The following is a 24,056-nucleotide window of genomic DNA, read 5'->3' on the forward strand; positions in this document are numbered from 1 at the left end:
GCGGACGGGCCGTGACCGGCGCCCGGTCAGCCACCGTGCGAGCCTGAGTGGGAGCTGGAGTGGTGGCCGCCAAAGCCGCCGCTGTCGACGGCCGACTTGTTGGTACTCCCGCCGGAGACGCGTCCGTTGCGGACCGTACCGCCGTAGTAGTAGTGGCCGTGACCGTTGTCCGAGCACTCGTACTTGGGCAGCGTCTTGTACGTCACCGGATCGATGCACCGCTTGTCGGGTTCCGAGCCGCACGACGTGAGCGTCACCGCGAGCATCCCCATGCCGCCGAGCACCACCGCGCTCGACCTGAACTTCCGTTGCCGCGACGTCGTCATCTGCGACTCTCCCCCGTCGTCGTCGGACCCGCCGCCGGACCCGCCGTCGTCCGACCGGTCCATCCGCCGCGCCCGATCCATCAGTACCAGCCACATTAGATGCCCGGCCGCTTCGCCGTAAGGAGTCGCACCGTCCCGGGCGCGACGTCAGCGCGTGGGGACGTGGTGTGGGGCGGGTTCTGCGCAGGCGGGGCGCCATGGAGGGTGGTCCTTCCGTACCGGATGCCAATGCGTGCTTCCGGTACGGAAGTTATGGTTCACACCTGGTGCTCGGCGTCCCCCCGGGGAGCGCACCCGCGACGTAGCTCTCCGGTACAACGGGTAGCGTCCGGGGCGGATCCCGCGACGGTCAGCTCTCGCCTTCGCCTTCGGGGAAGCCGCCGTACGGGCGGGTGATGGCCTCCATGCCGTGACCGGCCGGGTCCATGAAGTAGACGCCGCGCCCGCCGTCGTTGTGGTTGATCTCGCCGGGCTGCTTGCGGTGCGGATCGGCGTAGTACGTGATCCCGGCGTCCTGGATGCGCTGGAAAATGCCGTCGAACTCCGCCTCGGTGACGAGGAACGCGTAGTGCTGCACCGCGATCGTCTCCGCCGGAACCGACGCGAAGTCGAGCGTGACGCCGTTGCTCAGCTCAATGGGGATGAACGGGCCCCACTGGGGGCCGACCCGAAGGTCCAGGATGTACGCCAGGAACTCGGCGGACTCCCGGTTGTCACGGGCGTGGACGATGGTGTGATTCAACTTGACTGACACGGTTTGATTGCCTCCATCAGGCAACTCACGGCACCTCCATGCCTCACCCGGCCGGTGACCGACACGCGATGCCGCACCGGAGATGGTAGGCGAGATCACCTTCCGGCGCGCACGGCTCGGGACGCGGGACAGTCAGGACGGCGGCGGCCCCGGGCCCCGACCGCCCCTCTGCCAGAATCACCGCATGGCTGAGCAGGACAGGGAACACGATCACGGATACCTGCTGGACAACCGGCAATCGGAGGCGGGGATCCGGTTCGACGCCCTCAGCGAACTGTTCGACCCGGTGACGTTCCGGCACGTCGACCGGCTCGGGATCGCGGCAGGCATGCGGTGCTGGGAGGCCGGCGCCGGTGGTCCGTCCGTACCCCTCGGGCTGGCCGAGCGTGTCGGCCCTTCCGGAACGGTGGTCGCCACCGACATCGACGTGTCCTGGACCCGGGACATCGCCGGTGGCGCGATCGAGGTGCTGCGCCACGATGTCGCGGCCGACCCGCCGCCGCCCGGCGGTTTCGACCTCGTCCACGCGCGGCTGGTCCTGGTGCACGTCACCGACCGTGCCGAGGCGCTGCGCCGGATGATCCAGGCGCTGCGGCCGGGCGGTTGGCTGCTCCTGGAGGACGCCGACCCGGAGCTGCAGCCGCTGCTGTGTCCGGACGAGTCGGGTCCCGAACAGTGGCTCGCCAACCGGCTGCGATCCGGCTTCCGTTCCTTGATGGCGGCACGCGGCGCGGACCTCACGTACGGGCGGACCCTGCCCAGGCTGTTGCGCGAGGCCGGTCTTGACGACGTTCAGGCGGACGCGTACTTCCCGATCACCTCGCCGCCCTGCGCCGTCCTCGAGGCCGCGACCGTGCGGCAGATCCGCGGCCGCCTGGTGGCGGCGGGACTCGCCACCGACGAGGAGATCGACCGCCACCTCGCGAACGTCGCCACGGGCCGCCTCGACCTGGCCACGGCCCCGATGATCTCCGCGTGGGGGCGCCGCCGCGCGTGAGACTGCGGCGCGGTCCGTACGCCCGTCGGGCGGTACACCCGTAAGACGTACCCGCCCCGCGAATCCGTGGGGCGGGCACCCGAACGCCGGGGACGCGCCGTCCCGTTCGCCGTACGCTCGTGGTATGAGCGATGCAGGCAAGCACGTCAAGGAAGTCCGTAAGCGGAGGGGCCTGACGCAGCGTGAGCTGGCTGCCGCGTCGGGGGTCTCCCTGTCGATCATCCGCAAACTGGAGCAGGGCGAGCGCGAGAGCGCACGGCTGGAGACACTGCGGAAACTGGCCGTCGCGCTGAGGGTTCCCACCATGCGTCTGGCCGGGGGGCCGCGCGAGGAGGGGCCCGTCGCGGGGACCTCCGCCGTCTGGGAAGGAGTGCGGTCCGCGCTTGAACGGCCGCCGGTCGGGCCGGAGTCGGACGACGACATGCCGACGGTGGAGGGCGTACGGGGAAACCTGGCGGCGGCCGTGCCGCTCTACGCAGCCCACAAGTTCAGCGCCCTGTCCGAAGTGCTGCCGAGGATGCTCCGCGACGCCGAACTCCTCGGCGACGAGGGACGCGCCGTCCGCGTCCGGCTTTTGCAACTGGCCGGGGGCGCCATGGTGCACACGCGGCAGTTCGACGCGGCCGAGACCGCGCTGGAACGCGCGTTGGACGAGGCGGCCGATCGTATGGAGGGGGCCGCGACGGTCAACACGCAGTGCTGGCTGCTCCTGCGTCAGGGGAAGCTGGACACGGCACTCGATCTCGCCGTCAAGTGGGCCGACGAGACAGAGCCGCGCATCTCGCGCGCGACTCCGGCCGAGCTGAGCACCTGGGGCCTCACACTGCTGCGGGTTTCGGCGGCGGCCGTACGGAACTCCCAGGCGGGCCAGGCCGCTGACGCGCTCAGGTACGCAAGGGCGGCAGCCGTCGCGCTGTCGCGCGAGTACGCCCCGGAGAACGAGAACCTTCGGACCTTCGGGCCGACGACCGTCAAGCTCAAAGCCGCCGAGAACGCGGCTGTCGCGGACAAGCCGGACATCGTCCTGCGTCTCGCGGGAAACATCCCGGCGTACACGCTCAAGCCGACGTCCAGCAACCGCAACAGGCACTTCCTCGACGTGGCCGACGCGTTCGCCAAGACCGGTCAATACGTGGAAGCCTTCGAGAAGTTGGCGGACATCAAGGCGACGTCCCCGGAGTGGCTGCCGAATCAGACGTACGCCCGCACGGTCCTCACACGCATCATCGACGGACGGCGCACACTCACCCCGGACATGCGCGCCATGGCGTCCACCATCCACCTTCAGGTGTGACCCGCCGCGTGTCACTTGTCACCGACAGTGAGTAGAAGTGCCACAGACACAGGCGAATACCCCTCCCTAGGGTCACTTTCCTGACAACCACTCAGGCAGGCAGGGGTGAATGAATGTGGCACTCGCAGTGGGCGCGAAGGGTGCGCCGCCGCTCGTGGACGTGCGGCTGACGATCGGTTGCGACGTGTGCGGAGCGCTCGGCAGGCAGCGTGCCGAGGCGTGGGCGCGCGGGGACATGGCGGGCGTGGCCGACGCCACCGCCGAACTCGGGCAGCACCCGCACAACGGACCAGTAGGCCCAGTCGAGATGACGACCCGCACCATCATCCGTGCCGTGCTGTGGACGCTCCGCCAGGACGGCGAGAAAGGCGCTCCGCAAGCGCCCCGCTACCAGTCCGAGTGCACGACCTGCGGCGAGCGGTCGGACACCGAGGAGGGCACTCGGGTGGGCCCGGAGGTGTGGGCGCTGACGCATGTCGGACGGCATCCCTCGCACCGGGCTTTCCGCGCCACCGCCATGACGTTCTGGCGTGCTTACCCGTCGGCCGGCTCCGATGTCGCGGACCCGCCCGTATCCCGCCGACCGATCGGGGCCACCCCGTGACGGACACCAATTCCTGCGCGCGTCTCCCCTTGTGCCCCGACGCCGCCGAGTGCCTGCGCCGACCGGTGTGCGACTCTCGAACACCGTCGGAGCCGCCGGCCCTCCGGGCATGGGAGTCCTACCTCGCGGCCCCCGACGCCGAGACGTGCTGGGTGTGCGGCGTCCCCGCGGTGCTGTTCCTCTGCGACGACAGGGCGCAGTGGTTCACCTGCGTCACCCACCACGGGGCAATTGCCCTGCGGCTGCTGCGCGGTGACCTCTTGGGTACGCCGACGTAGTGCCTTGTCACGGCAAGGCGCTGCACAGTGCCTCCAGGGCTCCCATCCAAACGCTGCCCAACGGACGTATCCGACGACCAGTGCCGTCCCGCTCCGATACCCGCTCCCCGACCTCGGCGCGGGCGCGGGCGCGGGCCATTCATGCCGATGACCGCCGCCCCCTGCCAGGCGGCCGCCTCAAGCACCTTTTGATGGATCTCCCTGCCGCGCCACCCGGTAACGGAGGCAGACGACCTTCGAACTGAAAGTCCGGGTCCCGACGAGTTCGAGATCCACCCGGCGCTCGTGACGGGGAAAGAACGGAATGCCGCCGCCGACCAGCATCGGGGAGATCCTCGGACGGTACTCGTCGATCAGACCCAGCGCGGCCGCCTCGGCGGCGAGAGTCGCGCCGCCGATCGCGATGTCGCCCTCACCCGGCTCGGCTCGCAATCGCTCGATCTCCTCCGCCAGGCCGCCGGAGGCCAGGCGGGCGTTACCCCGCACCGCCGACAGAGTGGTGGAGAACACCACCTTCGGGATCGGCTTCCAGATCGCGGCCCATTCGAGCATTGCGTCGTCGATCGACGGATCCTGGTCGGCGGTCTCCCAGTACAGCATCGTCTCGTACAGCCGTCGCCCCAGGAGGTGGACGCCGACCTCTCGCATCTCGTCGGTGACGAAGCGAAAGACCTCCTCGTCGGGCGCCGTCCAGTTGAAATCGCCGTCCGGCCCGACGATGTAGCCGTCAAGTGAGACACCCATCGAATAGGTCACGCTGCGCATCAGAAGCCCTCCTCGGTGACGGGTTCGACCGTACGACCGCCCGACGCCGCAGGCCCATCGCGGCTCGCGGGTTCCCCCGGACGAGTCCGAGTGCGTGCCGCCGAAATCGCGGCGCACGTCTCCGCGATGTGGTGGGCTCGGCTGGACTGCAAGGCAGACCCTCACGGCAACGCGCGGCACAGTGCGTCCAGGGCTCCCGTCCAGGCGCTGTCCGACGGGGTCGCGTAACCGGCGACCAGTGCGTCCCTCTCCGGGACTCGCGCGTCCGCGTCGGCGTGGCGGAAGCCGTTCATGCCGATGACCGCCAGGCCCTGCCAGACCGCCGCCTCGATCACCGAGCGCTCTGTTCCCGGCGGGAGTTCGAGTACGGCGTGCAGCCCTGCGGCGATGCCGGTCACGCGGATGTCCGGAGTGCGCTCCGCCAGTGTGCGGACGAGCTGATCGCGGCGATCACCACGATCAACGCCTGGAACCGCCTCGGGGTGTCCTCACGGATGGTTCCGGGCCACTACACGCCGGGCGCGTTCACGCAGTGATCCCGGCGTGCAAGCAATGAGCACGCCGGTGATCCCGACGACGGGGGACGCGCTCAGCAAGCGCTTGGGGCCCTTCCTGCGGCGTATGCACGACGGACCGCCGCAGGACTCGCGGGAGTGGTGAACCCGTCCGCCTGACCTGCCTCAGCAGGCCGAGCGGCGGGCCACACCACTCCCCGGCGGCTGCGCACGCCTACTTCTTCGGCAGCCACTTCTTCCAGGTCGGCTCGTTCTCCTTGACCCACTTCCGCGCGGCCTCCTCCGACGAGAGACCCTGGTCGGCGATGAGCAGAGCGACCTCGTTCTGCTCATCCGTGGTCCAGCGGAAGTTCTTCACGAGCGTCGCCGCGTCACCGCCGTTCTTCGCGAAGTCCGCGTTCATGAACTTCTGCAGCGGCGTGACCGGATACGCGCACTTCACCTTCGCCGGGTCCGCGTCGCAGCCGTCCTTGTACGCGGGCAGCTTCACCTCGGTCATCGGCACCTTCTCGAACAGCCACTGCGGCTTGTACCAGTAGCTGAGGAAGGGCTTCTTCGCCTTGGCGAACTGCTTGATCTGGGTGATCTGCGCCGCCTCGGACCCCGCGAACACGACCTGGTAGTCCAGCCCCAGGTTCTTCACCAGCGCCTTGTCGTTGGTGACGTACGAGGGCGAGCCGTCGATCAGCTGGCCCTTGTCGCCGCTCTCGGCGGTACGGAGCTGGTCCGCGTACTTGTCGAGGTTGTGCCAGTCGGTGACGTCCGGGTGCTGCTTCGCGAAGTACGTCGGTACGAACCAGCCGATGTGGCCGGTCACGCCGAGGTCTCCGGCCCGCTGGATCGTCTTCTTGTCGGTGATGTAGCGCTGTTCCTGGTCCGGGTGGCCCCAGTCCTCCAGGATCGCGTCGACGCGGCCCTGGCTGAGCGCGTCCCACGCCGGGACCTCGTCGACCTGGACGGTGTCGACGCGGTAGCCGAGTTCGTGCTCCAACAGGTAGGTCACCACTGCGGTGTTGGCCTGTGCGCCGACCCAGGACTGGACGGACAGCGTGACGGTCTTCGAGCCCTGGGCGTTGGCGTACGGGGACGCCTGCTTGGTCATGTCGGCGGCGCCGCAACCGGTCACCGCGAGCAGTCCGAGGGCGGTGAGCACGGTCAGGTACGTACGGGTACGGGCCATGTCAGGCCGCCTTCCTTTTACTGTCACGGCGTTCGGTCGGCTGCGTGACCCGGTCGAGCATCAGGCCGAGGCAGACGATGGCCGCACCCGCGACCAGACCTGTCGCCAAGTCGCCCTGGGCCAGGCCGAAGACGACGTCGTAGCCGAGCGCTCCACCGCCGACGAGTCCGCCGATGATGACCACGGCGAGTACGAGGACGACACCCTGGTTGAGCGCGAGCCGCAGCGCGGGTCCCGCCAACGGCAGCTGGACCTGGCGCAGTTGCTGCGTGCTGGTCGCGCCGAGCGAGCGGGCGGACTCCAGCGCCGACGCATCCACCTGGCGCAGTCCCTGCGTGGTGATACGGACGACGGCGGGCAGCGCGTACACCACGGCGGCGGCGACCGCCGGAGCGCGTCCGACTCCGAACAGCGCGACCACCGGGATGAGATAGACGAACTGCGGCAGGGTCTGGAAGACGTCGAGTACGGGCCTGAGCAGCGCCTCGAACCGCGCGCTGCGCGCGGCCGTGATGCCCGCCGCGAAGCCGATGACGAGGGTGACGGCGACGGCGGCCAGCACCTGCGAGAGTGTGTCGAGCGACGGCTCCCAGACGCCGAGGACGCCGATCGCGGCCATGGCGAGCACGGCGGTCAGCGCGGTCTGCCAGGTGCCGATCAGCAGCGCGAGCGCGGCGACGACGAGCAGGACGGACCACCAGGGCAGCCCCTGAAGGCCGCTGCGGAGAGGGTCGAGGACCCAGGTGGTGAAGTGCGCGGCCCAGTCGGCGGTGCCGCCGAGGACGGGGACGCCGGAGTAGAGGTGGTCGGTCATCCAGTCGACCGCGCTGTTGACGGGGTCGGCGATCTGGACGATCCAGCTGTCCGGCCAGTTGAGCCGGCCGGCCATACGTCCCGCCACCGCCACGACAGCGGTCACGATGGCCACCACGGCCCAGCCGAGGCGGCTGCCGCGCAGACCGCCGCGCTCGCCGCCCGTACCGGCGCCGGCCGCGGCCGTCGTACGGTCGAGCACCACGGCGAGCAGCACGATCGGCAGTCCGGCGGCCAGGGCCGCGCCGACGTCGACGGAGGCCAGCGCCTGGTAGACGCGGTCGCCGAGGCCGCCCGCGCCGATCACGGACGCGATGACGGCCATCGAAAGGGCCATCATGATGGTCTGGTTGAGGCCGAGCAGCAGTTCCTTGCGGGCGAGCGGCAGGCGGGCGCTGAACAGCCGCTGGCGGCCGGTCGCGCCGAGCGAGGCGACGGCCTCCATCACACCGCCGTCGGCGTCGCGCAGGCCGAGCGCGGTGAGCCTGGCCATGGGCGGGGCCGCGTACACGACGGTCGCGAGGACCGCCGCGGGAACGCCGATGCCGAAGATCAGGACCACCGGCAGCAGGTAGGCGAACGCGGGCAGCACCTGCATGGTGTCGAGCAGCGGGCGCATCGCGCGGTAGAGCCGGTCGGAGAGTCCCCCGGCGAGGCCGAGCACCGCGCCGATCACCACGGACACGACGACGGCGACGATCATCAGGGCGAGCGTCTGCATCGTCGGCACCCACATGCCGAGCAGCCCGCAGACCGCGAACGACACGGCCGCGGTGAGGGCGAGCCGGATGCCCGCGACGCGCCAGGCGATCAGCCCGGCCGCGGCGGTGACCCCGGCCCAGCCGGCGCCGAGCAGCAGGAGGTAGACACCGCGCACGGAGAGCACGACGCCGTTGCTGATGTAGCCGAAGAAGTAGAGGAAGAGCGGGTGGCTGTCGCGGTTGTCGATGATCCAGTCGCTGGCGTTGCCGAGCGGCCCCGACACATCGACGGTCAGCGCGTCCGGCCAGGCCGTACCCGACCAGCGGGTGACGGCGAGCGGGATGAGGACGGCCGCGAACACGGCGAGCAGCAGCAGCTTGCCGAGTGTGCGGCTTTTGAGCGCGCCGGCGAGTGCGCCGCGCTCGACGGACGAGGAAGCGGTGGCGGTTGCCATCAGATGACCGCCTTCCCGGCCCCCGCTCCCACCTTCGCGTCCGGTGGCGGCTCCAGGCCGCCGGTTCCGGCCACCACACCGAGCAGGCACTCGCGGTCGACCACTCCGACCATCCGGCCGCCCTTGACGACGCGGGCCGAGGCGTCGCCGGAGCGTGCCACCGCCTCGATCGCCTCGGCGACGGTCGCGGACGGCGCGAGCGCGGGCCCGGACTCGGCGTCACCCGACACCGTGCGGCGCATGGCGGCGCCGACGGTGATGACCTGCTCGCGCGGAACGTCACGGACGAAGTCGCGTACGTACGCGTCGGCCGGCCGGCCCACGATCTCTTCCGGGGTGCCGAGTTGCACGATGCGGCCGTCGCGCATGAGCGCGATCCGGTCGCCCAGCCGCAGCGCCTCGTTCAGGTCATGCGTGATGAAGACCATCGTGCGGCCCTCTTCGTGGTGCAGCCGGATGACCTCCTCCTGCATGTCGCGCCGGATCAGCGGGTCGAGGGCGCTGAACGGCTCGTCGAACAGCAGGACTTGAGGGTCGACCGCGAGCGCGCGCGCAAGGCCGACGCGCTGCTGCTGGCCACCGGAGAGCTGGCCGGGACGGCGGTTCTCCATGCCGCCGAGACCGACCTTCTCGACCACTTCGGCGGCCCGCGCCCGGCGTTCCGCGCGGGGCATGCCCTGGATCTCCAGGCCGTAGGCGACGTTGTCGAGCACGGAGCGGTGGGGCAGCAGACCGAAGTGCTGGAAGACCATGGCGGCGCGGTGGCGGCGCAGTCCGCGCAGCTTGGCCTTGTCCATGGACAGGACGTCCTCGCCGTCGATGGCGACCTCACCGGCGGTCGGCTCGATGAGCCGGGTCAGGCAGCGGACGAGGGTGGACTTGCCCGAGCCGGAGAGGCCCATGACGACGAAGACCTCGCCCTTGCGGACGTCGAAGGAGACATCGTGGACGGCGGCGGTGCAGCCGGTGCGGGTCCGCAGCTCCTCCGGGCTGAGCGCGGCGAGTTCGGGGTCGCGGGGGACGCGGTCGGCCTTGGGGCCGAAGACCTTCCAGAGGTTGCGCACGGAGAAGACGGGCTCTCCGGCGGTTCCTTCGTCGCGGTCGGTGATCAGGTCGGTGCTGGTGGGAACGCTCATCTGGTCAGGCCCTCTCATCGGTGTCCGCGTCGATCAGCAGTTCTGCGCATTTCTCCCCGACCATCAGGACTCCGATCATCGGGTTCACCGCGGGCATCGTCGGGAAGACCGACGCGTCGGCGATACGGACGGAGTCGAGACCACGGATCTTCAAGTCGGGTGCGACCACGGCTTGTTCGTCGCTGGTGGCACCCATCCGGCAGGTACCCGCCGGGTGGTAGACGGTGTGCGCGCACTTACGTGCGTACTCGCTCAGGTCCTCGTCGGAGGTGATGTCGGGACCGGGGGCCACCTCGCGCTTGAGCCAGGGGGCGAGCGGTTCGGCCTCGGCGATACGGCGGGCGATCTTGATGCCGTCGACGAGGGTCTTGCCGTCGTAGTCGTCCTCGTCCGTGAAGTAGCGGAAATCCAGGGCGGGTTTGACCTCGGGGTCCGCGCTGGTGAGGTAAAGACGGCCGCGACTGCGGGGCTTGGGGATGTTCGGGGTCATCGACACGCCGTGCTCAGGGCGTTCGTAGCCCAGCCGCTCCGGATTGTCGGTGAACGGGATCTGGTAGAAGTGGAACATCAGGTCGGGGCCCTCGATCGAGGGATCACGCCGGACGAAGAGTCCCGCGTCCGAGTCCATCGCCGAGTTGTCCGGGATCGGTCGTTCCGTCTCCCAGACGATCACCGACTCGGGGTGGTCGAGCAGGTTCTCGCCGACGCCCGGCAGGTCGTGGACGACGGGGATGCCCAGCTTCTCCAGGTCGGCGCGCGGGCCGATGCCGGAGTGCAGCAGCAGCCTCGGGGTGTCCACCGCGCCCGCGCAGACGACGACTTCGCGGCGCGCCTCGATCAGCTGCTCCTCGCCGTCCTTCGTACGGACCCGTACGCCGGTGGCGCGGGTGCCGTCGAGTTCCAGCCTGAACGCCCAGGTCTCCAGCAGCAGATGGAGGTTGGGCCGGTCGAGGAAGGGGTGGAGGTACGCGACGGAAGCGGAGGACCGCTTGTTGGTCTCCGGGTGGTACGCGAGGTCGAAGAAACCGGCGCCTTCGTGGAAGGGCTGCTTGTTGAAGGAGTCGACGCGCGGCACGCCGAGCGCGCCCTTCGCGGCGTCGACGAAGTCGCGGGCGATGGCGTTACGGTCCAGCTCGTCCACCGGCACGATGTTGTTGCGCAGCTTGCCGAAGTACGGGTCCATCGACGCGGCGTCCCAGCCCTCGGCCCCGGCGGCGGCCCACTCGTCCCAGTCGGACGGCAGCGGTTTGAAGGCGATGAGGGTGTTGTGGGAGGAGCAGCCGCCGAGTACCCGGGCCCTGCTGTGCCGGATGTGGGAGTTGCCGCGCGGCTGCTCCGTCGTCGGGTAGTCGTAGTCGAGTTCGCCGCCGAGCAGTCCCATCCAGCGGCGCAGCGTCAGTACGTCGGGGCGGTCGATGTCGGTGGGGCCGCCTTCGATGACGGCGACGGTGACGTCCGGGTTCTCGGTGAGGCGGGAGGCGATCACCGATCCTGCGGTACCGCCGCCGACGACGACATAGTCGTACTCGGCCATAGGTGTTCTGCTCCTGTTCTGGAGGCGTGCAAAGTTCTTGCGCGTGAGGGGGGTTGTACGAGTCAGCCGGCGAACCAGCGCACCGGGCTCGGTTCGAGGTTCTGGTAGATGTGCTTGGCCTCGCGGTATTCGGCGAGACCCGCGGGCCCCAGTTCGCGTCCGATGCCGGACTTCCCGAAGCCGCCCCACTCCGCCTGCGGCAGGTAGGGGTGGAAGTCGTTGATCCATACGGTGCCGTGCCGCAGCCGGCCCGCGACGCGGCGCGCGCGCCCGGGGTCGGCGCTCCACACGCCGCCGGCGAGGCCGTACTCGGTGTCATTGGCGAGTGCGACGGCCTCGTCCTCGGTACGGAAGGTCTCGACCGTCAGTACGGGGCCGAAGACCTCTTCCCGTACGACGCGCATCTCGCGGTGGCACTGGTCGAGGACGGTCGGCTCGTAGAAGTAGCCCTCACCCGGGCGGACTTCGGACGGCTCGGGGCGCTTGCCGCCCGAGCGCGGTACGGCGCCCTCGGCGAGCGCGGAGGCGACGTACTCCTCGGTCTTCGCCAACTGCTGGGCGGAGACGAGCGGTCCGCACTCCACGCCCTTCTCCGTGCCGCGTCCGAGCCTGATCAGCTTGGCGCGGCGGGCGAGTTCGGCGACGAAGCGCTCGCGGACGGACTCCTCGATGATCAGGCGCGAGCCGGCGGAGCAGACCTGGCCGCTGTGGATGAAGGCCGCGTTCAGCGCCTGGTCGACGGCGGTGTCGAAGCCCTCTTCGGTGGCGCAGGCGTCGGCGAAGACGACGTTCGGGTTCTTGCCGCCGAGTTCGAGGGCGACCTTCTTCACGCCGGGGGCGGCCGCCTGCATCACCTTCGTACCGCTGCTCAGTCCGCCGGTGAAGGAGACGAGGTCCACGCCGGGGTGTTCGGACATCCGGGCGCCGACCTGGTCGCCCGCGCCGGTGACCAGATTGGCGACGCCGGGCGGAAGTCCGGCCTCGCCGAGCAGGTCGATGAGGTCGACGGTGGAGAGGGGGGTGATCTCGCTCGGCTTGATCACGAAGGTGTTGCCCGCGGCGAGCGCCGGGGCGATCTTCCAACTGGCCTGAAGGAGAGGGTAGTTCCACGGAGTGATCAGCGCGCAGACGCCGACCGGCTCATGCACGACCACGCTGTGCACGGTGTCCGAGCCCGCGTCGACGACCCGGCCGCCGCTCTCGTTCATGACGAGGTCGGCGAAGTAGCGGAAGGCGTCGGCGACGCAGTCGACGTCGACGCGGCCCTCTTCGAGCGTCTTGCCCGAGTCCTGGCTCTCCAGCAGCGCGATCTTCTCGCGGTTGCGGATCAGCAGGTCGGCGGTGCGCCGCAGCACCCCGGCGCGCTCGGCGACGGGGGTACGGGGCCAGGGCCCCGAGTCGAACGCCTCACGCGCGGCGGCTATCGCGGCGTCGGCGTCCTCGGCCGCGCCCTCCGATACGACGGCGAGGACCGTGGCGTCGGCGGGGTCGAGGATGTCACGCGTGGCACCGGAGATGGCTTCGCGCCATTCTCCGCCCACATGAATGGTCTGTTGTGCCGACACGTCGGGTAACGCCTTCCACTCCAGGAACGGACTCCACCAGCAACAACTGGCGATTCCCGCGCCTGCCCCGGTTGGCGGAAAGCATGCGTGTCCGACTGCCGAAAACTGCCCCTTGACCAGAGTCCGTGGTCTGCCGGATGAAGGCGGCCGCGGCTCCAGCGGGCGGATCGCAGCTGAGGGAACGGCTGTTCCCGGTGATCGACAGGCGCTGGTCCGACGATGTGGCCTTCAGCACAACGCCGCCGTGAGCGCCGTCCGGGTTGACGAAGGCGGCGTCCTCGGCGCGGTCAGCGCGGGGTGGCCGACCACTCGACCAGGGGCGGGCGTACCGCCCCGCACAGCGGATGACCGTCGGCGTCGGTGAGCCGCAGCCTCGCCGTCAGGCATCCCGTGCGTGTGGCGGCCTCGACCACCTCCGGGGCGATGGAGCCGAACATCAGCTTCGCCCTGCGGAACATCGTGAAGACACCGCTCTCGTCCACGGTGCCCCAGGAGAGGTACACGAACCGCCCGCCGAAACGGTTCTGTACGTACCGGCCCGAGATGTCGATCCCCTCGGGCCCGGCGGTGGCGTCGCACTCCAGCGTCCACGCGGCCGCATCGGCGTCTCCCGGCTGCGGATCGAGTACGTCGTCGGGCGCGTCCTTGCGCTGGACCCCCACATGCAGGTTGCCGACCCCGTCGAAGGTGGGTCCAGGACCGATGACGCGTCCGGGCAGATCGGAGACTTCGATACGGATCAGCATCCGCCCATCATCACCCATACCCGCACCAGCCCCCCTTCCGAGCCCCCTCGGCCCCCGTCCGGAGGGGACTCGGAATCCACCTCGCCCGACTACTCGTCAGCGGGCTCGCCACGTACCAGCAGACCCGCCACCCAGTGCGGCATCAGCCAGTGCACGGTCAGGACGGCGACCAGCACGGGCGCGATCAGCCCGTCCACCCGCTCGCCTCCGAGCCAGCCGATCCCGCCGGTCACCAGCGCGGCAGCCAGCAGCAGGATCAGCGTCACCCGGTGGGCGCGGGCCAGCACCCGGTCGCGCTCGGTGAGTTGGCGCTCGTCCAGCACGCGGCCCCGCAGTTCCAGCAGACCGCGGGTGGCCGCGTTGATCGCGCCCGTCGCGACGCACCACGGCAGCACCGCCGCGGCCAGTACCCAGAGGGGCCACATCCGGTCGGAGAAGACCGCCGCGATCCAGGCCGCCACGGCGACGGCGCTCAGCGCGATGTGCGCGCAGACGGTGGCACGCCTGCGGGCGGCCGTGGCGTAGAAGGCCTTCCCCTCACGCCTGTTCATCAGCGCGTACATGCGCCGGTCGTACCTCGTCGGTTGCCGTAGCTGCTGCGCGGCCATCACTGCTTCCTCCCGTAGACCTCGTCCGTGAGCGGGCTGAAGGGTTCGAGGGAGAACAGCGCCTCCACCGGGAGACCGAAGAACTCCGCGATCCGCAACGCCAGATCGAGGCTCGGGTTGTACTGCCCCCGCTCGATGTACCCCACGGTCTGGTAGTGCGCCCCGACCGCCTCGGCCAACTGCTGCCGGGAGACCTTCCGTTCCGCCCTGACAACCGCCAGCCTGTTGTGCACCTGCTCGCTCATGTATAAGAAGTACTACATCGGAGAGCAGTCACACAACAGGATGGGCGAGGGGAAACGCGCGGGCGGAAAACGACAAGCGCCCCCAACGACCGTCGGGGGCGCTTGTGTTGAGCGGTTCGGGTCAGATCAGGCCGAGTTCGCGGACGGCGTCGCGCTCTTCCTTGAGCTCCTGGACCGAGGCGTCGATGCGGGCACGCGAGAAGTCGTTGATGTCCAGGCCCTGGACGATCTCGTACGTGCCGTTCTTCGTGGTCACGGGGAAGGAGGAGATCAGGCCCTCCGGCACACCGTAGGAGCCGTCGGAGACGACACCCATGGAGGTCCAGTCGCCGTCGGCGGTGCCGTTGACCCACGTGTGGACGTGGTTGAGAGCGGCGTTGGCGGCCGACGCGGCGGAGGAGGCGCCGCGCGCCTCGATGATCGCGGCGCCGCGCTTGGCGACGGTCGGGATGAAGGTGTCGGCCAGCCATGCCTGGTCGTTCACCGTCTCCGCGGCGTTCTTGCCGGCGATCTCCGCGTGGAAGATGTCCGGGTACTGGGTGGCGGAGTGGTTGCCCCAGATGGTCAGGCGCTTGATGTCGGAGACCGCGGCGCCGGTCTTCTGCGCGAGCTGCGAGATCGCGCGGTTGTGGTCGAGGCGCGTCATCGCGGTGAAGCGCTCGGCCGGGACGTCCGGGGCGGCGGCGCGGGCGATCAGCGCGTTCGTGTTGGCCGGGTTGCCGACGACGAGGACCTTGATGTCGTCCGCCGCGTTGTCGTTGATGGCCTTGCCCTGCGGCTTGAAGATGCCACCGTTGGCGGAGAGCAGGTCACCGCGCTCCATGCCCTTCGTGCGGGGGCGGGCACCGACCAGCAGGGCCACGTTGGCGCCGTCGAAGCCGACGTTCGGGTTGTCCGTGATCTCGATGCCCTGGAGCAGCGGGAAGGCGCTGTCGTCCAGCTCCATCGCGGTGCCCTCGGCGGCCTTGAGGCCCTGCGGGATCTCAAGGAGTCGCAGCTTGACCGGCACGTCCGCGCCGAGCAGATGACCGGATGCGATGCGGAAGAGCAGCGCGTAGCCGATCTGGCCGGCCGCGCCGGTCACGGTGACATTCACGGGAGTGCGGGTCATGGCGATCTCCGTAAGACAGCTGGTGGTGGGGGTCCCTCCCCTGGTGCGGGACGTCTCCGTGCGTCAGCGCCGGCGTCCGGATCGCGGAACCGAATCTTGACGTGAAGAGATATCCGGCGATCAGGCTATCCGACCCGGGAGCCCTCACGGCTGCGGGGCCGCCGTACGGGTCGCGCCGCAGGAAGTGGCATATCCATCACCGGCCGCTCACGCCGTGCTGAAATGACCACCCGCGTCCCACAGGCCTCAGGCAACTCCCGCGCCCCACAGGCGTATTCACGAGGCCGTGCGCGAGAGGCACCGCCACGAACGGACGGCGCCCGTCCTCCCCCGGGGGAGAGGACGGGCGCCGTCGTCAGCTCGGCTCACGGCCGCCGGATTACGGGACCGTCGAGTGGACCACGTCCTCCAGGAACGGGATCTCCAGCCAGGGCTTCGGCTGCGTCATCAGCGAGAGCAGCACGATCATGACGCCGAGCAGGCCGTACGTGATCATGTCGGTGAAGCGTGACCGCACCGCCAGCATGCCCACCGACGGCACCATCCGCCGCAGCACCGCGCCGCCGATCAGGGCGAGGCCGATCAGGATCGTGCCGATGCGGAACGCCTCGTCGAAGGGGTGCAGGCCGACGATCAGCAGGCCGAGGCCCGTCGTGCCGAGCACGCTGAGCAGCGGCCACTGCCTGGCCGGTGCCGGGGCGTCGCCGGTGGCCGCGCGACCGCCGCCCTCGGGGCGCGCGGTGCTCTGGGTGACGACCTCCGGATCGGCGTCTATGCGGGCGTCGGGGTCCGCCGCGACCGCGGTGTCTTCCGTGGCGGTGATCGCGGCGGCGGCCTCGGTGTCGCCGGTCGTACCGGTGTCCTCCGACGCGGCGGTCGTGGCGCCTTCCGCGTCGGCGGTCACCGCGCCGTCGGCGGCGGGCACGGTGTTCTCGGCATGTGCGGTGTCCTCTGTGTCCGGGGCGCCTGCCGTGTCTGCCGTGTCTGCCACGACCGCCGGATCCGCCGGGGCAGCCGCGTCCGATGAGACAGCCGCGTCCGGTGAGGCAGCGGTGCCCGGTGACACTGCCGCGTCAGCGGGAGCGGTGATTTCGGCGGACTCGGCCGACGACTTCGCCGCGTCGCTCGCGCTCGTACCAGCACCCATGGGTGCCCCTTTCCGGTTCGTGCCGTGTTCAGCCCGCGACGGCGACGGCGCGTTCGGCCGCCTCGACCACATTCACCAGCAGTTGGGCCCGGGTCATCGGACCGACGCCGCCCGGGTTCGGAGAGATCCAGCCGGCCACCTCGGCGACGCCCGGGTGGACGTCTCCGACGATCTTGCCGTTCTCGTCGCGGCTGACACCGACGTCGAGGACGGCCGCGCCCGGCTTCACGTCCTCGGGCTTGATGATGTGCGGCACCCCGGCGGCGGCCACGATGATGTCGGCCTGCTTGAGCTGCGCCGACAGATCGCGGGTGCCGGTGTGGCACTGCGTGACGGTCGCGTTCTCCGACTTACGGGTGAGCAGCAGCGGGATGGAGCGGCCCACGGTGATGCCGCGCCCGACGACGACGACATGCGCGCCGTTGATCTCGACGCCGTGGTGGCGCAGCAGCTGGATGATGCCGTACGGGGTGCAGGGCAGCGGTCCCGTCTCGTTCAGCACCAGCCGCCCCAGGCTCATCGGGTGCAGCCCGTCCGCGTCCTTCTCCGGGTCCATCAGCTCCAGCACCTGGTTGGTGTTGATGCCCTTGGGCAGCGGCAACTGCACGATGTAGCCGGTGCAGTCCGGGTTCGCGTTCAGCTCCCTGACCACGGCCTCGATCTCTTCCTGCGAGGCGGTGTCGGGCAGTTCACGCTGGATCGAGGCGATGCCGACCTCGGCGCAGTCGCGGTGCTTGCCGTTGACGTACCAGCGGCTGCCGGGGTCGTCCCCGACCAGGAGGGTGCCCAGACCGGGCGTGACGCCCCGCGCCTTGAGGGCCGCCACGCGGGCGGTCAGATCGGTCTTTATCGCGGCTGCGGTGGCCTTGCCATCGAGAATGTGGGCGCTCATGACACCCATTCTCGCGGATGACCCCTGCACAGTTGCAATTCGCGTCCGCTTGCCGGTCGCCTCGCGGGATTCCCCGCCGTTCAGAAACCAAACTTGATGTTGCGCTTACACAACGCATACGCGCGGTGGCTGGACAAGAGGCCCACATCGATAACACGATGAACGCGCAGAACGCGCGGCAGCGTCGGGGGGCAGACCGCACGGTCTCAGTCGTGAAGTCCTCCACGCGGTACGTGCGGTACCCGCACCACCAACGGAGGAAACACGCCATGAGCTTCGGCGACCCGAACAACCCCTACGCCCAGCAGCCGGGCCAGCCGCAGCAGCCCGGTCAGCCGCAGCAGCCCTACGGTTACCCGCAGGCCCCGCAGGGCGTGCCGCAGCAGGGATACGGCTACCCGCAGGCGCCGCAGGGCCAGCCGTACCCGGGACAGGCCGGCGCTCCGGAACTGGCCCACTGGGGCCTGCGGTTCGTCGCTCTCCTGATCGACGGCCTGCTGCTCATCCCGTCCTGCATAGTCGCGGGCATCGGAGGCGGCATCGGTCACGCCGTCGGCGCGGTCATCATGGTGATCGGCTACCTCGCCGTGATCGCGACCGGCGTCTGGCAGCTGATCCGCGAGGGGAAGACCGGACAGACCGTCGGCCGCAAGGTCATGGACATCCGGCTGGTGCGCGAGGCCGACGGCCAGCCGCTCGGCATCGGCATGGCGTTCGCCCGCCGTCTCTGCCACTTCGTGGACCAGATCGCGTGCTACATCGGCTGGCTGTGGCCGCTGTGGGACGCGAAGAAGCAGACGTTCGCGGACAAGATCGTCTCCTCGCTGGTCATCAGGACCCGCTGACCCGTTGAACGGCTGACCGGCTGGCCCATCGCTCCGTCGGCCCGTTGAACGACGAGAAGGCCGCGCTCCCGTCCATGGGGAGCGCGGCCTTCGCTGTCGTTACCGCCCGGCTCAGTGGAAGAAGTGCCGCGTGCCGGTGAAGTACATCGTCGCGCCGGCCTTCCGCGCCGCCTCGATCGTCAGCTCGTCACGGACCGAACCGCCCGGCTGCACGACGGCCTTGACGCCCGCGTTCAGCAGGATCTCCAGCCCGTCGGGGAACGGGAAGAACGCGTCGGAGGCCGCGTACGATCCACGCGCACGCTCCTCGCCCGCACGCTCCACCGCGAGCTTCGCGGAGTCGACGCGGTTGACCTGGCCCATGCCGACACCGACGGACGCGCCGTCCTTGGCCAGCAGGATCGCGTTGGACTTGACCGCGCGGGACGCCTTCCAGGCGAAGGCCAGTTCACGCAGCTCGGCCTCGGACAGCGCCTCGCCGGTCGCGAGCGTCCAGTTCGCCGGGTCGTCGCCGTCGGCCTGGAGCCGGTCGGTGACCTGGAGCAGCGCGCCACCGTCGATCGGCTTGACCTCGACCGGGGCTGACGGGACCTCGGGGCAGCGCAGCACGCGGATGTTCTTCTTGCGGGCCAGCACCTCGACCGCGCCGTCCTCGTAGTCGGGCGCGACGATGACCTCGGTGAAGATCTCGGCGACCTGCTCGGCCATCTCCACGGAGACGGGACGGTTGACCGCGATCACTCCGCCGAACGCGGACAGCGGGTCGCAGTCGTGCGCCTTGCGGTGTGCCTCGGCGACATCGCCGGCGATCGCGATCCCGCACGGGTTGGCGTGCTTGATGATCGCCACGCACGGCTCGGTGTGGTCGTACGCGGCACGGCGCGCGGCGTCCGTGTCCGTGTAGTTGTTGTACGACATCTCCTTGCCGTGCAGCTGCTCGGCCTCGGCGAGACCGCCCTCCTGCGAGGTGTAGAGCGCGGCAGGCTGGTGCGGGTTCTCGCCGTACCTGAGGACGTTCTTGCGCTCGTACGTGGCGCCCAGGAACTCGGGGAAGTCCGAGTCGTCCGCGGCCGCGTAGTCGTCGGCGAACCAGGACGCGACGGCCACGTCGTAGGCGGCGGTGTGCTTGAACGCCTCGGCCGCGAGCCGCTTGCGGGTCGTCAGGTCGAATCCGCCGTCCCGGGCGGCCCCGAGCACCTCCCCGTAACGTTCCGGGCTGGTGACGACCGCCACGGACGGGTGGTTCTTGGCGGCGGCGCGCACCATCGAGGGACCGCCGATGTCGATCTGCTCGACGCACTCGTCCGGGGTGGCGCCGGAGGCGACGGTCTCGCGGAACGGATAGAGGTTCACGACGACGAGATCGAACGGCTCGATGTCCAGCTCGGCCAGCTGCTCGCGGTGCGCGTCGAGCCGGAGGTCGGCGAGGATGCCGGCGTGCACGCGCGGGTGCAGCGTCTTGACCCGGCCGTCCAGGCACTCGGGGAAGCCGGTCAGCTCCTCGACCTTGGTCACCGGCACGCCCGCGGCGGCGATCCGGCCGGCGGTGGAGCCGGTCGAGACCAGGGTGACGCCCGCCTCGTGCAGGCCGCGGGCCAGCTCTTCCAGGCCCGTCTTGTCGTAGACGCTGACCAGCGCGCGGCGGATCGGCCGCTTGGTACCTTCGGCGGTCACTGGATTGTTACCTTTCGTCCCTCAATGCGGTAGCCGTGCCGGGCGAGACGCCCCACGACATCGACGAGCAGCCGTCGCTCGACTTCCTTGATGCGCTCATGGAGCGCGACGCCACCGTCCTCGTGGTCCTCGTCCCGGACCTCGACCACGCCCTGCGCGATGACCGGGCCGGTGTCGACACCGTCGTCGACGAAGTGGACGGTGCAGCCGGTGACCTTCGCGCCGTACGCGAGCGCGTCGCGTACGCCGTGGGCACCGGGAAAACTGGGCAGCAGGGCCGGGTGCGTGTTGACGAAGCGGCCGCCGAACCGCGCGAGGAATTCCTTCCCCACGATTTTCATGAAACCGGCCGAGATCACCAGATCGGGTTCGTACGCGGCCGTCGCCGCGGCCAGCGCCGCGTCCCACTCGTCACGCGTTCCGTAGTCCTTCACCCGGCAGACGAAGGTCGGCAGACCGGCGCGCTCGGCGCGCTCCAGGCCCGCGATGGAGTCGCGGTCGGCGCCCACGGCGACGATGCGCGCCCCGTACGCCCCGGGATCGTCACCGACGGCGTCGAGCAGGGCCTGAAGATTCGTACCGGATCCCGAGACAAGAACCACAAGACGGGCCGGTTCCGCGGACGGTTCTCCGGACGGTCCTGCTGCCGGGCGGGCGGAAGAGGGCGGGGTGGCCACGGCGGGGCCCTTTCTTGGAGCGGCTTGGAGCGCCTTTGTGTGGTCGTACGAACGAATCGCGTTTCCCGTATCGGGGAACTCTACGAAGGAGCCGACCGTCAGCAACGATACCGGCACTCCATACGGCCCTCATGGGACGGGGGCGTTGCCGGGAGGTAGCGTCTGAGGACAGGGTTCCGTCTTCAGACGGTCCATACGAGTCAAGGCCCTCACGCCTGGGTCTGAGGGGAAGACGTTCACCAGATGACGGACCGACGCCGCCGCACGGCACTCCACCTTCCGCAGCCCGCCGGGCCGGTGCTGCTGCCGCGGGAACGCCAGTCCTCTTCCACCGGGCCTTCGGGGGCCGCGGGGTCGGACGGGTCCACGGGTTCTCAGGGGTCCACGGGGTCGGACGGATCCACGGGTTCTCAGGGGTCCACGGAGTCGTCGGACCACAATCCTTTCGCGCCCCCGCCCGAAGGCAGCCCCGACCAGCCGTGGCGGCCCCGCCGCCCGGAGAACGGCGGCTCGCCCGACGACGAGTCCGGCTCCGGCCGGGGCGGCGGGTCCGGCTGGGGAAGCCAGTGGAGCAGCCGCCAGCCCGGACGCTCCTCGGACGGCTTCGGCAGCCGCCCCGGATCGCAGACCGGTCCGAGCGGCCAGAACGATCCGAACGCGCCGAAGGGCGGCCCCGAGGGCGTTCGCGGCGGCCCGCGCTGGGATCCGACGGACCCGGTCCAGCGCCGTGCCCGGTACGCGCTGCTGTCCGGGATGTGGGCGTTCTTCTTCGCCCTCTTCGACTTCCCGGAGATCGCGCTGCTGCTGGGTGCGCTGGCCGTGTACTGGGGCGCCAGCTCGCTGCGCAACAAGCCGCTGAAGGCGCGCCAGTCCCCGGATGCCAAGCAGTCCGCGTCGGTCGACGCGATCACCGGCCGGGCCGGTACGGCGGTCGACGAGCCGTCCGCTGCCGCCGCGCAGCCGGCGGGGCGTCCTCCGGTACCCGGCGGCGCTCCGTACGGCACGCCGGGCAGGCCGCAGACGACGGCGGCGGTGAGCGGTCTGGTGACGGCGTCGCTGGCGCTGGTGATCGTGGCCGCGACGTTCACGGTGCAGCTCGTCTACCGCGACTACTACTCGTGCGTGAACGACGCGCTGACCAAGACGGGCCAGCTGTCCTGCAACTCCGAGCTGCCGCACGACCTGTGGCCGCTCTTCGGCGTCAAGGAGTAGACGTCGAAGAGCAGGCGTCAAGAAGCAGGCGTACCGGCGTGATCATCACGGAGCGGCCGTCACGGAGTCGCGGGATCCGTGGGTGAGTCTTTCGTGTCGCCGCCGGAGCCGTTCCTCCCGGATTCTCCGGTGGGGGGCGGCTCCGTCGTCGGTGGTGACGGCGGAGTGAACCCGGCCGCCAGGCTGTCGGACGCCTCCTTGAACGCCGCCCACCGCGCCTCGCGCGCACCGCGCTCGTGCCAGGCGTCGGTGGGCAGGAAGTCGTACGGATCAGACGCCCCGGCCGGAGCGGACGCCCCCGGGTCGGTCCCGCCCGGATCGGCCGCGCGCAGTGGGGACACGTACGGGTCGGCCCCGCTCGCGTCGCACAGGTACGGGTCGGGCGCGTGCGGGTGCGGGTCGGATCCGTACGCATGGGCGGCGTACGGATCCGACGCGTCCAGCGCGGCGGCCATCGCCAGTCCGTCGAGGCCGTCCCAGGAGTCGGCCTCCGCGCCCCGCTCGTACCCGGACACCTCCGCGTCGGGCCGCCCCACCAGCCAGTCCCACGAGATCCGCCGCCAGGGCGCCCACCACGCCACCGGCTCCGTCTCCTCCCGCGTCTCCGCCACGGCGCCGGCCGCGACGGCCGGTTCCAGGGCCGCCCGCTCCCCGGCCGTCCGTTCACCCCGTCCGCGCGGGGCACGCAGCCGCCAGGCCCTGAGCACCAGCGCCGCCGGTACGCCGACGACCGCCGTCCACCCGAGCGCGGCGCCACCCGTCAGCCACCAGACGGGACCGAACGCCGCGAGGCCCCCGGTGCCGACCGGTCCACCCGCCAGTGCCGCGAGCACGGCCATCAGCCCGCCGCACGCGACGCCCCCGAGAACCGTGGTCAGCACGGTCCTGCGCGGGCTCCACGCCTCTTCGCGTACGCAGTAGGGCGGCGCGGCGGCCCGTACCGTCCACCAGGCGACCACGAGACCGGCGACGACGGGCACCGCGGCCATCGCCCAGTTCAGCGGCGTACCCGGCCCCCCGGGCAGGGCCGCGAGCAGCGGGAAGCGCGGCAGGACCGGGACACCTGTGACGCCGAACGGGGTGGCCGTGGCCGCCGTACCGAGTGCGAATCCGGGGCCGAGGCCGTACGCGGCGCCCCAGACGGCGGCGTTGGGCAGCAGCGCGAGGCAGAGCAGGAGCAGGGCGCACCGGCCCGCCCAGTCCCCGGCGAGCTGCGTGAACGAGGTGTGGGCCGCGCCGCCGTGCCAGATCAGCGAAGCTCCTGCCAGCAGCCCGCCGCCGCCGAGCAGCGCGGTGGCGCCCGCCGCGCCCGCGCGCAGGGCGACGGCGGCTCTGCGGCGCGGCGCGGGCGCCCACACGGCGCGGGTCAGGAACGTCTGTACGGCCTTCGGCAGGCGCCCGGGAAGCTTGCCGATCGGCCGCCCGCTGCCCGTCCACGCACCGGCGGCAGCGGCCAGAACCGTCACGAGGGGCAGCATGAGCGCGGCGCGCACCGGCTGCGCGGTGAGCGGACCGCCCGCCGAGTAGAGCACGACGGCGCCGCCGACCAGCAGATACCCGCAGGTCACGGAAGACGCGGCGCCGAACGCGGTCAGCTGCGGACGCCCTGGTTCCGGTTCGAGGGTGTCCCGGGCCGCCCGGTGGGCGGTCCATACCGGCAGGGCCACCAGCAGCAGCGGCACGACGCCGATCGGCGCGGGGATCCCGGACAGCGTGTCGGGTCGTACGAGCGCGGCGCCGTGGGCGAGCAGCCACAGCGCGGCAGCCACGTGCAGGGCCCCGCCCGCGCCGCTGTCGGGGTACGGAGAGCTGATCCACAGCGCCATCACGAGCACGGCGAGCGCGCCGAGGCCGAGGCCCGCCGCGATGGCCCCACGGAGGAAGGACGCGGTCAGCGTGGCGGCCCGGCCGCGTTCGGCGGCCGAGGCGGAGGAGAACGGCGTGCTGCGATCGGTCACTTGCGTCACGCCGCCATGCTCCCA

23 protein-coding genes and 2 pseudogenes are annotated in these 24,056 nt (G+C 70.7%); 7 read left to right on the forward strand and 18 right to left on the reverse strand.

What is annotated here, in order from left to right; all coding sequences use genetic code 11:
- Positions 1-26 precede the first annotated feature (26 nt).
- Positions 27-326: a hypothetical protein gene (locus ACIP6N_RS08340; protein ID WP_401814406.1), complete on the reverse strand. Its 300-nt coding sequence runs from the start codon at positions 324-326 to the stop codon at positions 27-29.
- 349 nt (positions 327-675) lie between these two features.
- Entirely contained in the window at positions 676-1,080 is a 405-nt protein-coding gene (locus tag ACIP6N_RS08345; protein ID WP_401813885.1) for a VOC family protein, read from the reverse strand.
- A gap of 184 nt (positions 1,081-1,264) precedes the next feature.
- Between ACIP6N_RS08345 and ACIP6N_RS08350 the strand changes: the two genes are divergently transcribed.
- From ACIP6N_RS08350 to ACIP6N_RS08365, 4 genes are all read left to right on the forward strand, one after another.
- Positions 1,265-2,077 (forward strand): class I SAM-dependent methyltransferase, encoded by an 813-nt coding sequence (locus tag ACIP6N_RS08350; RefSeq protein WP_401813887.1) that lies wholly within the window; start codon positions 1,265-1,267, stop codon positions 2,075-2,077.
- Between the two features lie 124 nt (positions 2,078-2,201).
- On the forward strand, positions 2,202-3,371 hold the full coding sequence (locus ACIP6N_RS08355) for a helix-turn-helix domain-containing protein (RefSeq protein ID WP_401813888.1): 1,170 nt from the start codon (positions 2,202-2,204) through the stop codon (positions 3,369-3,371).
- 115 nt (positions 3,372-3,486) lie between these two features.
- On the forward strand, positions 3,487-3,975 hold the full coding sequence (locus ACIP6N_RS08360; RefSeq protein ID WP_401813889.1) for a hypothetical protein: 489 nt from the start codon (positions 3,487-3,489) through the stop codon (positions 3,973-3,975).
- The gene (locus tag ACIP6N_RS08365; protein ID WP_401813891.1) at positions 3,972-4,253 is read left to right on the forward strand and encodes a hypothetical protein; all 282 of its coding nucleotides are present in this window, start codon (positions 3,972-3,974) and stop codon (positions 4,251-4,253) included. The genes ACIP6N_RS08360 and ACIP6N_RS08365 overlap by 4 nt, the downstream gene beginning before the upstream one ends.
- A 177-nt stretch (positions 4,254-4,430) precedes the next feature.
- On the opposite strand, the gene ACIP6N_RS08370 is transcribed toward ACIP6N_RS08365, so the two are convergent.
- Positions 4,431-5,018 (reverse strand): dihydrofolate reductase family protein, encoded by a 588-nt coding sequence (locus tag ACIP6N_RS08370; protein WP_401813892.1) that lies wholly within the window; start codon positions 5,016-5,018, stop codon positions 4,431-4,433.
- Positions 5,019-5,179: 161 nt separating this feature from the next.
- A pseudogene (locus tag ACIP6N_RS08375) lies at positions 5,180-5,467 on the reverse strand (PLP-dependent aminotransferase family protein); the annotation flags it as partial.
- On the opposite strand from ACIP6N_RS08375, the pseudogene ACIP6N_RS08380 reads away from it, so the two are divergent.
- A pseudogene (locus ACIP6N_RS08380) lies at positions 5,453-5,554 on the forward strand (carboxymuconolactone decarboxylase family protein); the annotation flags it as partial. The pseudogenes ACIP6N_RS08375 and ACIP6N_RS08380 overlap by 15 nt on opposite strands.
- Positions 5,555-5,747: 193 nt before the next feature.
- Here the strand turns inward: ACIP6N_RS08380 and ACIP6N_RS08385 are convergent.
- The 11 genes from ACIP6N_RS08385 to ACIP6N_RS08435 form a co-directional block, all read right to left on the reverse strand.
- Complete coding sequence (locus tag ACIP6N_RS08385) at positions 5,748-6,713, reverse strand: ABC transporter substrate-binding protein (protein WP_401813894.1); 966 nt, start codon at positions 6,711-6,713, stop codon at positions 5,748-5,750.
- A gap of 1 nt (position 6,714) precedes the next feature.
- Positions 6,715-8,682, reverse strand: a complete 1,968-nt coding sequence (locus ACIP6N_RS08390; RefSeq protein WP_401813896.1) for an ABC transporter permease — start codon at positions 8,680-8,682, stop codon at positions 6,715-6,717.
- A complete protein-coding gene (locus ACIP6N_RS08395) occupies positions 8,682-9,818 on the reverse strand; it encodes a glycine betaine/L-proline ABC transporter ATP-binding protein (protein WP_401813898.1) in 1,137 nt (378 codons plus the stop codon). Before ACIP6N_RS08395 ends, ACIP6N_RS08390 begins: the two co-directional genes overlap by 1 nt.
- A gap of 4 nt (positions 9,819-9,822) precedes the next feature.
- Positions 9,823-11,352, reverse strand: a complete 1,530-nt coding sequence (locus ACIP6N_RS08400; RefSeq protein WP_401813899.1) for a GMC family oxidoreductase — start codon at positions 11,350-11,352, stop codon at positions 9,823-9,825.
- A gap of 62 nt (positions 11,353-11,414) precedes the next feature.
- Positions 11,415-12,917, reverse strand: a complete 1,503-nt coding sequence (locus ACIP6N_RS08405; protein WP_401813901.1) for an aldehyde dehydrogenase family protein — start codon at positions 12,915-12,917, stop codon at positions 11,415-11,417.
- Between the two features lie 287 nt (positions 12,918-13,204).
- Positions 13,205-13,681 carry a DUF5990 family protein gene (locus ACIP6N_RS08410; RefSeq protein WP_401813902.1) on the reverse strand — a complete coding sequence of 159 codons (477 nt, stop codon included), beginning with the start codon at positions 13,679-13,681 and terminating at the stop codon, positions 13,205-13,207.
- Between the two features lie 71 nt (positions 13,682-13,752).
- Positions 13,753-14,271, reverse strand: coding sequence for a hypothetical protein (locus tag ACIP6N_RS08415; protein ID WP_401813903.1), 519 nt, complete (start codon positions 14,269-14,271; stop codon positions 13,753-13,755).
- Positions 14,271-14,516 (reverse strand): helix-turn-helix transcriptional regulator, encoded by a 246-nt coding sequence (locus tag ACIP6N_RS08420; RefSeq protein ID WP_365750804.1) that lies wholly within the window; start codon positions 14,514-14,516, stop codon positions 14,271-14,273. The genes ACIP6N_RS08415 and ACIP6N_RS08420 overlap by 1 nt, the downstream gene beginning before the upstream one ends.
- Before the next feature lie 121 nt (positions 14,517-14,637).
- Positions 14,638-15,627: a malate dehydrogenase gene (locus ACIP6N_RS08425; RefSeq protein WP_401813905.1), complete on the reverse strand. Its 990-nt coding sequence runs from the start codon at positions 15,625-15,627 to the stop codon at positions 14,638-14,640.
- Positions 15,628-16,006: 379 nt separating this feature from the next.
- A complete protein-coding gene (locus tag ACIP6N_RS08430; protein ID WP_401813907.1) occupies positions 16,007-16,774 on the reverse strand; it encodes a DUF3017 domain-containing protein in 768 nt (255 codons plus the stop codon).
- Between the two features lie 28 nt (positions 16,775-16,802).
- A complete protein-coding gene (locus ACIP6N_RS08435) occupies positions 16,803-17,666 on the reverse strand; it encodes a bifunctional methylenetetrahydrofolate dehydrogenase/methenyltetrahydrofolate cyclohydrolase (RefSeq protein WP_401813908.1) in 864 nt (287 codons plus the stop codon).
- A 269-nt stretch (positions 17,667-17,935) separates the two neighbouring features.
- Here ACIP6N_RS08435 and ACIP6N_RS08440 point away from each other — a divergent pair, with 269 nt between their 5' ends.
- Positions 17,936-18,511 (forward strand): RDD family protein, encoded by a 576-nt coding sequence (locus tag ACIP6N_RS08440; protein ID WP_401813910.1) that lies wholly within the window; start codon positions 17,936-17,938, stop codon positions 18,509-18,511.
- Between the two features lie 111 nt (positions 18,512-18,622).
- On the opposite strand, the gene purH is transcribed toward ACIP6N_RS08440, so the two are convergent.
- Together purH and purN are read right to left on the reverse strand one after the other, a co-directional pair.
- Positions 18,623-20,185, reverse strand: a complete 1,563-nt coding sequence (purH, locus tag ACIP6N_RS08445; protein ID WP_401813912.1) for a bifunctional phosphoribosylaminoimidazolecarboxamide formyltransferase/IMP cyclohydrolase — start codon at positions 20,183-20,185, stop codon at positions 18,623-18,625.
- Positions 20,182-20,862, reverse strand: a complete 681-nt coding sequence (purN, locus tag ACIP6N_RS08450; RefSeq protein ID WP_401813913.1) for a phosphoribosylglycinamide formyltransferase — start codon at positions 20,860-20,862, stop codon at positions 20,182-20,184. The genes purH and purN overlap by 4 nt, the downstream gene beginning before the upstream one ends.
- 243 nt (positions 20,863-21,105) lie before the next feature.
- Here purN and ACIP6N_RS08455 point away from each other — a divergent pair, with 243 nt between their 5' ends.
- A complete protein-coding gene (locus tag ACIP6N_RS08455) occupies positions 21,106-22,074 on the forward strand; it encodes a hypothetical protein (RefSeq protein WP_401813914.1) in 969 nt (322 codons plus the stop codon).
- A 59-nt stretch (positions 22,075-22,133) separates the two neighbouring features.
- Here the strand turns inward: ACIP6N_RS08455 and ACIP6N_RS08460 are convergent, their stop codons facing one another.
- Entirely contained in the window at positions 22,134-24,041 is a 1,908-nt protein-coding gene (locus ACIP6N_RS08460) for a DUF6350 family protein (RefSeq protein WP_401813915.1), read from the reverse strand.
- Between the last annotated feature and the right edge of the window lie 15 nt (positions 24,042-24,056).

It is taken from the genome of Streptomyces sp. NPDC088725 (assembly GCF_044751305.1).
In the GTDB taxonomy this organism is placed as follows: domain Bacteria; phylum Actinomycetota; class Actinomycetes; order Streptomycetales; family Streptomycetaceae; genus Streptomyces.